This is a genomic window from Maribacter sp. (assembly GCF_016744255.1).
Lineage (GTDB): Bacteria > Bacteroidota > Bacteroidia > Flavobacteriales > Flavobacteriaceae > Maribacter_B.
The window spans coordinates 17962-28099 of sequence record NZ_JADGES010000042.1 but is presented as its reverse complement, the minus strand read 5'-3'; the positions used below and the strand labels follow the sequence as shown (position 1 = coordinate 28099).

General features: G+C 29.8%; 11 protein-coding genes. 5 read left to right on the top strand and 6 right to left on the bottom strand.

All coding sequences use genetic code 11. The features are described from left to right. Window positions 1-788 (bottom strand): hypothetical protein (locus tag QZZ51_RS08960; RefSeq protein WP_291868844.1); only part of this gene is annotated, 788 nt, incomplete at its 3' end. Window positions 789-909: 121 nt separating this feature from the next. Here QZZ51_RS08960 and QZZ51_RS08955 point away from each other — a divergent pair. Continuing rightward, window positions 910-1722 carry a glycosyltransferase family 2 protein gene (locus QZZ51_RS08955; protein ID WP_291868842.1) on the top strand — a complete coding sequence of 271 codons (813 nt, stop codon included), beginning with the start codon at window positions 910-912 and terminating at the stop codon, window positions 1720-1722. Here the strand turns inward: QZZ51_RS08955 and QZZ51_RS08950 are convergent. Then, window positions 1704-2498: a glycosyltransferase family 2 protein gene (locus QZZ51_RS08950; protein ID WP_291868840.1), complete on the bottom strand. Its 795-nt coding sequence runs from the start codon at window positions 2496-2498 to the stop codon at window positions 1704-1706. The two genes, QZZ51_RS08955 and QZZ51_RS08950, sit on opposite strands and share 19 nt — an antisense overlap. A gap of 181 nt (window positions 2499-2679) precedes the next feature. Continuing rightward, window positions 2680-3804: a UDP-galactopyranose mutase gene (gene glf, locus QZZ51_RS08945; RefSeq protein WP_291868838.1), complete on the bottom strand. Its 1125-nt coding sequence runs from the start codon at window positions 3802-3804 to the stop codon at window positions 2680-2682. 113 nt (window positions 3805-3917) lie between these two features. On the opposite strand from glf, the gene QZZ51_RS08940 reads away from it, so the two are divergent. Beyond that, a complete protein-coding gene (locus QZZ51_RS08940) occupies window positions 3918-4955 on the top strand; it encodes a beta-1,6-galactofuranosyltransferase (RefSeq protein ID WP_291868837.1) in 1038 nt (345 codons plus the stop codon). Window positions 4956-5011: 56 nt separating this feature from the next. On the opposite strand, the gene QZZ51_RS08935 is transcribed toward QZZ51_RS08940, so the two are convergent. After that, window positions 5012-5827 carry a 2,3,4,5-tetrahydropyridine-2,6-dicarboxylate N-succinyltransferase gene (locus tag QZZ51_RS08935; RefSeq protein WP_291868835.1) on the bottom strand — a complete coding sequence of 272 codons (816 nt, stop codon included), beginning with the start codon at window positions 5825-5827 and terminating at the stop codon, window positions 5012-5014. Window positions 5828-5928: 101 nt separating this feature from the next. Between QZZ51_RS08935 and ruvX the strand changes: the two genes are divergently transcribed. Genes ruvX through QZZ51_RS08920 form a run of 3 tightly spaced genes read left to right on the top strand, consistent with a single transcriptional unit; the run spans window position 5929 to window position 7412 of the window. Then, window positions 5929-6339, top strand: coding sequence for a Holliday junction resolvase RuvX (gene ruvX / locus QZZ51_RS08930; protein WP_291868845.1), 411 nt, complete (start codon window positions 5929-5931; stop codon window positions 6337-6339). Continuing rightward, the gene (def, locus tag QZZ51_RS08925; RefSeq protein WP_291868833.1) at window positions 6340-6930 is read left to right on the top strand and encodes a peptide deformylase; all 591 of its coding nucleotides are present in this window, start codon (window positions 6340-6342) and stop codon (window positions 6928-6930) included. A 59-nt stretch (window positions 6931-6989) separates the two neighbouring features. Then, window positions 6990-7412 carry a DUF5606 domain-containing protein gene (locus QZZ51_RS08920; protein ID WP_291868830.1) on the top strand — a complete coding sequence of 141 codons (423 nt, stop codon included), beginning with the start codon at window positions 6990-6992 and terminating at the stop codon, window positions 7410-7412. A 71-nt stretch (window positions 7413-7483) separates the two neighbouring features. On the opposite strand, the gene QZZ51_RS08915 is transcribed toward QZZ51_RS08920, so the two are convergent. Both QZZ51_RS08915 and QZZ51_RS08910 read right to left on the bottom strand, forming a co-directional pair. Continuing rightward, window positions 7484-9094 (bottom strand): family 20 glycosylhydrolase, encoded by a 1611-nt coding sequence (locus QZZ51_RS08915; RefSeq protein WP_291868827.1) that lies wholly within the window; start codon window positions 9092-9094, stop codon window positions 7484-7486. A 5-nt stretch (window positions 9095-9099) separates the two neighbouring features. After that, window positions 9100-9747, bottom strand: a complete 648-nt coding sequence (locus tag QZZ51_RS08910; protein WP_291868825.1) for a GDSL-type esterase/lipase family protein — start codon at window positions 9745-9747, stop codon at window positions 9100-9102. Window positions 9748-10138: the final 391 nt, after the last annotated feature.

The window sequence follows — 10138 nt, the reverse complement described above, 5'->3', positions numbered from 1 at the left end:
GTGCATATATAGTCAGATTTTTTTAGGTATGCATGAAAAGTATTGTTGTCTATGAAGGAATCAAATAATAAGAAATTATTCTCAATTTTTTTATTACTTAATGTTTTAAAAAAATCCTGAACTTTAGGATTAGATTTATTTACTTTTCCTAAAATTATAAAAAGAATTTTTTTATTGTTTAATGCAGAAGCAGCATTTAATATTAAATCATAATCCCGTCTATTATAATCTAGTTCCCCAGGAATGCATATCCATGTACTGTCTTTTTCTTTAACTATTTCTATAGGTGAGAAATTAGGAAAAAATATTGGGTAATAGCTATGTAGTTTTATATTTAAATTATTAAAAGAAGGACTTAAAAGATGGTCGTTAATAACAAAGTATTTTTTTAAGTTTTTACTTATTAGCTTTTGGGAAAAACTATTATTAATTTTTTTTAAATTATGTATTGTTCCAAAAGATTTTATTTTTTTTTGAGGTAATAAGAAATTTAAAGCAATGATTTCTTTTTTAGAACTTGCTGAATTATATATGATAGTGTCAAAATTCTGATTTTTTAAATATGAATAAAGTTTGAATAATTTTATTATTCTTTTTATGAAAAAAACTGAAGAATCAAAATTAAATATTCTGATTTTTGATACCATATTATGGTATGCTTTGGTTTGATTTTCTAAATTTGGATGTATTATAAGGTGTATTTTATTACTATCTTCTTTTAAAAATTTTATTTGACTATAGATGCATTCTTCATGAGATTTTGTTAATTCAATTAATGCAATTTTCATAGATTTGCTTTTAAAAATATATTTCTTCAAAATAAAGTAATAAAAACCTTTTACTTCATATAAAACTTAGTATTTTTCTAAAATTATATAAGTAAATGATTAAAAAGGGATTTCTTTTATCATGACAAAAATTTCAATAATAGTAAGTACATATAATTCTGAAGATTGGCTTCGTAAAGTGTTATGGGGTTTTAACTGTCAAATATTTAAAAATTTTGAAGTTGTAATTGCCGATGATGGTTCTGGTCCTAAAACTAAAGAATTAATTGATCAAATGTCTAAGGAAGTTTTTTATCCTATAGTTCATGTATGGCAAGAGGATGAAGGTTTTCAAAAATCTAGAATATTAAACAAGGCAGTTGTAGCTTGCAATTCTGAGTATATTATTATGACAGATGGTGATTGTATACCTAGAGAAGATTTTGTTCAGGTACATCATATAAATAAAGAGGTTGGTTATTTTATATCTGGAGGGTATTATATGTTACCCATGAATATATCTAAAGCTATTACTACTGAAGATATTAAAAAACAAAATTGTTTTAATATTCAATGGTTAATGGAAATGGGTATACCTAAGACTTTTAAGAATAAAAAACTTACAGCTAAAGGGTGGATATCTAAAATATTTAATACAATTACTCCGACAAATGCTAGTTGGAACGGTCACAATTCTTCTGGATGGAAGAAAGATATAGTAAATGTGAATGGTTTTGATGAGCGTATGCAATATGGAGGTCAAGATAGGGAATTGGGAGAACGCTTGTTTAATTTTGGTATAAAATCTAAGCAATTACGGTATAGTGCCGTTTGCGTGCATTTAGACCATAAAAGAGGATATAAAACTCCGGAATCTATTGCGAAAAATATGGATATAAGAAAGGAAACTAAAAGTAGAAAATTAGTTTGGGCGCATCATGGCATCACTAAATAATAAGCTAGCTCATTCTTTTTTTCTAGACATTTTAGTTCTTTGCAATATTCTAAAACACCTAATGCGTTTAAATAGCTAATAGTAATACCTCTTTTGCCATCTAAAAAGCCTAAGCGTAGAAAAAAATGGTTAAAAAATTTCCAAGTTGGTTTAGTAAGCATTAATAAATAGGTAAACTTTTTTTCGCGATAAAAAGCTTCTTTTGCTTTTAATCTACCATATTTAAGCATTTTGCCTTTGTAGTCTTTATAATCTTTGTAACAGTAGTGTGTTAGTTTTTCTTTTAAAATTCCTGAAGAACCATTTATAATTAAAGTTTCATGAACAATTTTCTTATCAGAAAATTGAGCTTTACTTCTTCGAAAAAGGCGGTAATTTTTATCTGTTTGCCAGCCACTATAGTTTAGAGTTTGGTCTTGAAACATAAATTTTCTATAAAACCAATACGCTACATTTGTGTTATCAGAATTAATAGTAGTTGTAATTTCTGTTTCTAATTTTTTTGTAACAACTTCATCAGCATCCAAAAATAAAACCCAATCATTAGAAGCTTGTTTTAAGGTAAAAGCTTTTTGAGATGTAAAGTTAGAAAAAGGGTGTTGTATAACTTTTACTTTAGGGTGGTTTGCTAAATACTCGTACGTACCATCTGTACTATATGAATCTACCACTATAATTTCATCTGCAAACGAAATAGATTCTATGCATTTTTCAATGTATCCTATTTCATTATAAGTGATAATTAAAGCGGATAATTTTTCCTTACTGTTTGGCATTATTCTTAAATTTGACCTACACTTAATTTTTAGATTCAGATTTTATCAAAGGTTGCGCCTTTTTTTTATTCAATCTTCTTTTTATAACGCAAGAGAGCTAGAAAAAGTATAAAATTACGATGTAATATTCTTACAAATAAGATAATAGCTTCTTTTTTTAATTTTTTAACACTCCTGCTAATTAAGTTCTAAATATTTTTTTTGCTTTAGAAAGAGCAGAGCCAATAACTTGGTGCATGTCATAATATTTATATTCAGCTAATCTGCCTCCAAAAATGATATTGCTTTCCAATGATTTTTGTTTGTATTTTGTATAGATATCCATATTCCTAGAATCATTAATAGGGTAGTAGGGCTCTTTACTAGGAGTCCATTCTTCAGGATATTCTTCGGTAATTACAGTTTTCTTTTGCTTGCCAAATTCAAAATGTTTGTGCTCAATAATTCTAGTATAAGGTATAGAGGCTTCTGTATAATTTACTACGGCATTACCTTGGTAGTTTTCAGTATCTAAAATTTTATGTTTAAAATTTAAACTTCGATATTCTAATTTACCATAACAGTAGTCATAGTATTCATCAATCTTACCCGTAAATACAATAGTGTCTGCTATTTTGGAAAGTTCTTCCTTGTTTGTGTAGAAGTCCGTGTTTAATCTAATCTCTATTCCTTTTAGTAATCCTTCGGTCAATTTATTATAACCCCCAATAGGAATACCTTGATAAATGTCATTAAAATAATTATTATCAAAAGTAAAGCGCAAGGGTAATCTTTTTATAATAAAAGCAGGGAGTTCTGTTGCTTTTCTTCCCCATTGTTTTTCTGTATATCCTTTTATGAAAGTTTTATATATATCTTTTCCTACTAAAGAAATAGCTTGTTCTTCAAGGTTTTGTGGATTTGTAATATTAGCTTCTAAAGTTTGTTTTTTTATTATTTCTTTAGCTTCCTCTGGGGTGTTAACATTCCACAATTTATTAAAAGTGTTCATATTAAAAGGAAGATTAAAAAGCTTGCCTTTATAGTTTGCAATAGGAGAATTCGTATATCTATTAAAAGGGACAAAACTATTTACATAATCCCAAATTTCTTTATTATTGGTATGAAAAATATGGGCGCCATATTTATGTACATTTATCCCTTCTATATTTTCGCAATATACATTACCGCCAATATGGTTTCGCTGGTCTATAACTAAACATTTCTTTCCATTTTTTTTAGCCTCATGGGCAAAAACAGAACCGTAGAGCCCAGCGCCAACTATTAAATAATCGTATTTTTTCTTACTTATGTTGTCTTTATTCATCCTACTTTTGAAAGTGTTAAATTTAAGGTAAAAGAATGAGGTTTATTCATAAAATTTCAATCAGATTTTTTTACTATACCTATATTTGATACTATAACTAACCGTAACACAGAATGAACTTATATTATATTTCTCGGAATTATAAATCTAGTAACAACGCAGCATCTAAGCCAAAAACAGATTGCGAAGTTGTTATGGAAAATAATGGTTTTAAAAATTTAGGGTTTAAACAAACCACACATGCAAGCTCTGCTATAGGAGCAATAATTAGTTTTTTTGGTATAACAAAAGGGTTATTCTTATTGCCTAGAAAATCGGTATTAGGAATGCAATACCCTCTTAGTAAATTTTATGGTTATGTTACTACTATTGCAAGAATTAAGGGTTGTAAGATAATATTAATTGTTCATGATGTTAAAAGTTTAATGGGTAAGGCAAAGAGTATTGAAAAAGAAATGCAGAAGTTTTCTAAGGCAGATGTTCTTATAGCTCATAATGATGCAATGCAAAAATGGTTTTTAGATAATGGCTACCAAGGAAAAATAGTGCCACTTTACCTTTTTGATTATTTATCTTTTGATGAAGAATTAGAAACTGGTTTGTTGGATAGTAATGAAGAACATAAAATTGTTTTTGCAGGAGGTTTAGGGAAAGAAAAGAGTGCTTTTATTTATAAAATGGATAATTTTAAAAATAGAAATTTTACTTTAAAGTTGTATGGAAATGGTTTTCAGAAAAAAGAGGTTAATCCTAATAATTCTGTTATAAATTACCAAGGTGTATTCTCTCCAGATGCTGTTGTTAAAGAAATTAAGGGAAATTTTGGTTTAGTATGGAATGGTAATTCTGTAGAAGAATGTGCTGGTGATTTTGGGAAATATCTGTTATATAATAACCCTCATAAGACATCTTTATATATTTTATGTGGTTTGCCTATACTAGTATGGGAAAAAGCGGCAATAGCAAAATTTATTACTTCTAATAAATTAGGAATAGCTATTAATACATTAGAAGAGGTTGATGAAAAGCTAAAATACCTTAGCAAGGAAGAATATAAAGAAATGACGGATAATGTAGCTTTAACTAGAAAAAAAATAATGGAAGGTGGTTTTTTGTCGGAAGCCTTAAAAAAAGCACTAGAAATAATTTAATAAAAAACGCTCCTTAAAATACTTACAATTAATTTAAGGAGCGTTTAAAAGAATTTTTAAACCGCTACATCATATTCTCTTAAAGCATCATTCAAAGAAGTCTTTTTATTGGTGCTTTCTTTACGTTTTCCAATAATTAGTGCGCAGGGAACGTTGAATTCTCCTGCAGCAAATTTCTTAGTATAACTACCAGGAATAACAACAGAACGAGCAGGAACAATACCTTTTGTTTCTACAGGATTCTCACCAGTTACATCTATGATTTTTGTACTCATGGTTAAAACTACATTGGCACCTAAAACAGCTTCTTTCTCTACTCTAACACCTTCCACAACAATACAACGAGAACCAATAAAGGCACCATCTTCAATAATTACAGGAGATGCTTGTAAGGGCTCTAAAACTCCGCCTATACCAACACCACCACTTAAATGTACATTTTTACCTATTTGAGCACAGCTGCCAACAGTAGCCCAAGTGTCTATCATAGAACCTTCATCTACATAAGCTCCTATGTTTACATAACTCGGCATTAAAATAGTGCCAGGAGAAATGTACGCTCCATGCCTTGCAACCGCATTAGGAACCACACGTATTCCTTTTTCTTTATAGCCTCTCTTCAATGGAATTTTATCATGGTATTCAAAAATACCAGCCTCTAAAGTTTCCATTTTTTGAATAGGGAAGTACATAACTACTCCTTTTTTAACCCATTCATTTATTTGCCAACCATCTGCTGTAGGCTCGGCACAACGTAATTTGCCATTATCTAATAAATCTATTACTTTTCTAATGGCATCTTGGGTAGCGCTTTCTTTTAATAATTCTCTATTATCCCACGCTTTTTCTATTATATTTTGTAATTCCGTCATTTTATATCTAATGTTTACACAAATATAAGTGGAAGTACGGGAATTCATCTTTCAAATTTATAGTTATAACAATTTATCGTTTATTTTTGCCAAAAATAAATTTGGGAAGAATTGTAGCAATAGATTTTGGAAGAAAAAGAACAGGGATTGCAGTTACAGATGAAATGCAAATCATTGCATCTGGACTTACAACTGTAGCAACACACGATTTAGTTTCTTTTTTGCAAAAATATATAGCAGAAGAAAAGGTAGATGCCATTGTTGTTGGGGAGCCAAAGCAAATGGACAATACGCCATCAGAATCGGAAGCCTTTATTATCCCTTTTTTAAATAGACTAGCAAAAGTTTTTCCAGATATGCCTGTAGAAAGGCAAGATGAAAGATTTACATCTAAAATGGCTTTCCAAACCATGATAGATAGCGGATTAAAAAAGAATCAAAGAAAGAATAAAGCTTTAGTAGACGAAATTAGCGCTACTATAATATTACAAGCATATTTAAATAGAAAGTAAATGATATTACCAATTATAGCTTACGGAGACCCCGTTTTAAGAAAAGTAGGAACAGATATTGATGCAGATTATCCAAAGCTAAAAGAATTATTAGATAATATGTGGGAGACCATGTATAATGCCCATGGTGTAGGCTTAGCGGCTCCACAAATTGGATTGCCTATTCGTTTGTTTTTGGTGGATGCCTCTCCTTTTGCAGACGATGAGGATATGTCACCAGAAGAGCAAAAACAGTTAGAAGGGTTTAAAAAAGCTTTTATTAATCCTAAAATAACAAAAGAAACTGGTGAAGAATGGAATTTTAATGAAGGCTGTTTAAGTATTCCAGATATTAGGGAAGATGTTTCTAGAAAAGATACCATACAAATAACGTATTTGGATGAAAATTTTAAAGAGCACAAAGAATCTTATAACGGATTATTGGCTAGAGTAATACAGCACGAGTACGATCATATTGAAGGTGTTTTGTTTACCGATAAATTATCGTCTCTAAAAAAACGATTGCTTAAAGGAAGACTAAGCAACATTTCTAAAGGGAAAGTATCGGTAGAATATAGAATGCGTTTTCCAGAAATGAAAAAACGTAGATAATAGACAATTAATTAAAGTAAAAGTGGCATATTTGCGGTCTTAAAAATTGAAAGAAGAATATGGGTTTAGATAAAATTTTGTCCATTGCTGGAAAACCAGGATTATATAAGCTATTAACACAAACCAGAACAGGATTTGTTGCTGAATCTTTAGTAGATGGTAAAAAGTTAAGTGTTAGTTTACGTAGTAATGTAAGTGTCTTATCAGAAATAGCTATTTATACCTTAGAAGAGGAATTACCTTTAAGAGATGTATTTTTGAAAATGCAAGTAAAAGAAAAAGGGGCAAAAACTTCTGTTGGGCACAAGGAAGACAAAATAAAGCTAGAAGAATATTTCTTTGAAGTTTTACCAAATTATGATGAAGATAGAGTTTATGCTAGTGATATTAAGAAAGTAATACAATGGTATAACTTATTACATGATCAAGGCATTACAGATTTTGATGAGAAAAAAGAAGGTAAAGGTTCAGAGGAAGAATAAAACCTTTATACACGATATAAAAAAAGCCTTCAAATTTTGAAGGCTTTTTTGTTTGCTACAGTATTCTAGTTTTAATCTTTCTCTATAATCTCATACGTATGCTTGCTCTTTTTCCAATCTATTAATTTGGATTGGTAGTACTTTACATTCATGCGATCTAAGAATGGGGCTTGGTTAGCTAAACGAACTTTATAGTCTTCCCAGTCTCTATTTTCCTCGGAGCTCCAACTTAATTCCGAGTATCCAATCATTCTAGGAAAAGCCAAATACTCTAATTCATCTATGTTGCTAATGGTCTCTGACCACAAAGGAGCTTCAATTCCTAAAATATTTTCTCTAGGGATACCACCAAAGTTTTCAGGTGTCCAAACATAGGCAGTATCTACGGGAATGTAAGCAGCCCAATGTAAGCCATGTTTAGAAAGAGAATCGTATTCCATATCTAAATATGCTTTTTTGGCTGGTGATAGGATTATTTTCATCCCTTTTGCAATAGCTTTTTTAGAATTTTCTTTGCTATTCCACCATTGCGAAATAGAGGTAGAGTCTACATCTGCAATGGCAACCTCATCCCATCCAATCATTCTTTTGCCATGTTTTTGGACAATCTTCTCTATTTTATTTACAAAATATATGTAGTCTTTTTTCTTTGTAACGTGGCTTTCATCACCGCCAATATGAAAATAAGGACCAGGAGTTATTTCAGATATCTCTCTAACAACATCATTAATAAAGCTATATACAGTATCTTTTTTTGTGTTAAAAGTGCTAAAACCTACATGTGTACCTTTATATAGTTTAGGAGTCTTTCCGTTTCCATTTAAAAACGGATAAGAAACAGAAGCAGCATTCGTGTGTCCTGGCATATCTATTTCTGGAATTATAGTCATGTACCTTTCCATAGCGTAAGCAACAATTTCTTTATAATCTTCTTGGGTGTAGAAACCTCCAGATTCTCCGCCAACTTCCGTGCTACCACCAATTTCGGTGAGTTTAGGCCAGGATTTTATTTCTATACGCCATCCTTGATCATCAGACAAATGCAAGTGTAAAACATTGATTTTGTAGTAAGATAAAAGGTCTATGTATTTTTTAACATCTTCTACACTAAAGAAATGTCTAGCAACATCTAACATAGAACCTCGATATTCAAAATTAGGGCTGTCTATTATTTTTCCAGATGGTACAGCCCATATTTTTTGTTCCGCTAAAGTATCATTACTAATTTCTGGAATAATTTGTCGTAGCGTTTGTATGCCTCTAAAAGCACCTTCAGCTGTATTAGAGTTAAGAATTATAGAATCTCGATTAATATATAGTTGATATGCCTCTGTTGCATTTAAATCTAAACTATCGGATTGATTAATGTAGATAACACGTTCAATAGGTTCCGTGCTTTCTGAGTTCACAGGAATATCTAAATCTATTTTAGATTTTATTTTCTCCGCTAAAAAATTGCCAACACTTTCAAAACCAGCAGCACCTTTGGTGGTGTAAATTGCAGTGTACCTATCTAAACCAAAAGCATCATGTGTAGCAATAATTTTTAACGGTTTAGGCATCATATTCGCCTTGGATAAATCTGTAGCAGGAAATTTAATTCGTGGTTTTTGTTCTTCCTTACAGGCAGAGATTAATAATATTAAAAATATTATTGTTAGTAATTGGTGTCCTTTTTTCATCTAGTTTACTTTATGTGTTGTTTAATTGCTGTATGCCAAATTTTATATCCTTCCATATTTATGTGTAACCCATCCGAAGAAAATAAATTTGTATTTATTTTTTCACCTATTAACATTGGCCTCCAGATATCTACAAAATGTAATAGGGAGTCTTTCTTGGTTATTCGTTTTAGTTTTCTGTTAAACCGTTTGTATTTTCTCTTTAAATGCCATCTATTTATGCTTGGTTTAGTTGAAATTAAAACAATATAAGTGTTGGTTTTATTTAATCTAATTCGTTCAATTATCGTTTTAATATTACTTATGATTTTTTTTGGTTTTTTGTTATAAGCTATATCATTATCACCTTCATAAATAAACACTTTAGTTGGGTTATATTTAATTATTAGCTCATTTGTAAAGTATAATAAATCTTTAGATAAAGAAGCTCCAAAGCCAGTGTTTATTATTTGATGTTTAGGGAAAAGAGAATCTATATTTGTCCATAAACGAATACTAGAACTACCAGTGAAAACGATAGTTTTTTTATTTTTATCCCATAGGGAGGCGTACTTTTTTTGGATAGAATTTACTTCTGATTGAAATCTGTTTTGGCTAAAAACAGCAATAATATTACTAATTAAAAAAAAGAAAATTAAAACTCTTTTTGGCATATTTCAAATATGGTATTTAGTTAAATATATTAGAATTATTTTCGACAAACAACAACGATAGAAAGTTGTAGGATACAAATTTTAAAGATAGAGAAGTTCCTTTGTTTTTTAATAAATATTTTGTCTGAGTTTTTTTATTTGCGGAATAGTATTAGTTTTTTAATGTAATATAATTGTATTAAAAGTGATTAGGGAATTGTGCAGTTACTGCTAAAAAAAAAGGAATGGAGTAGGAAAAATGTGTAGTATTAAAACAGTCTAAATTAGATGAGTGTTTTAAAACAAGGGAAGTAAAATATGATGTAGTAAAGTTACTAAGAAAGTAAGGAGTATGCAGCTCTTTTGTAAAGAAGAAAAACGAAAGAGTAGAAATAAATAAAAGAATTTAATA

What these genes read in the sequence shown, in the direction of transcription:
- QZZ51_RS08910 (WP_291868825.1), bottom strand. Translation starts at nt 9,747, where the DNA reads ATGCCAAAAAGAGTTTTAATTTTCTTTTTTTTAATTAGTAATATTATT.
- QZZ51_RS08920 (WP_291868830.1), top strand. Translation starts at nt 6,990, where the DNA reads ATGGGTTTAGATAAAATTTTGTCCATTGCTGGAAAACCAGGATTATAT.
- QZZ51_RS08940 (WP_291868837.1), top strand. Translation starts at nt 3,918, where the DNA reads ATGAACTTATATTATATTTCTCGGAATTATAAATCTAGTAACAACGCA.
- QZZ51_RS08935 (WP_291868835.1), bottom strand. Translation starts at nt 5,827, where the DNA reads ATGACGGAATTACAAAATATAATAGAAAAAGCGTGGGATAATAGAGAA.
- QZZ51_RS08950 (WP_291868840.1), bottom strand. Translation starts at nt 2,498, where the DNA reads ATGCCAAACAGTAAGGAAAAATTATCCGCTTTAATTATCACTTATAAT.
- glf (WP_291868838.1), bottom strand. Translation starts at nt 3,804, where the DNA reads ATGAATAAAGACAACATAAGTAAGAAAAAATACGATTATTTAATAGTT.
- def (WP_291868833.1), top strand. Translation starts at nt 6,340, where the DNA reads ATGATATTACCAATTATAGCTTACGGAGACCCCGTTTTAAGAAAAGTA.
- QZZ51_RS08915 (WP_291868827.1), bottom strand. Translation starts at nt 9,094, where the DNA reads ATGAAAAAAGGACACCAATTACTAACAATAATATTTTTAATATTATTA.
- QZZ51_RS08955 (WP_291868842.1), top strand. Translation starts at nt 910, where the DNA reads ATGACAAAAATTTCAATAATAGTAAGTACATATAATTCTGAAGATTGG.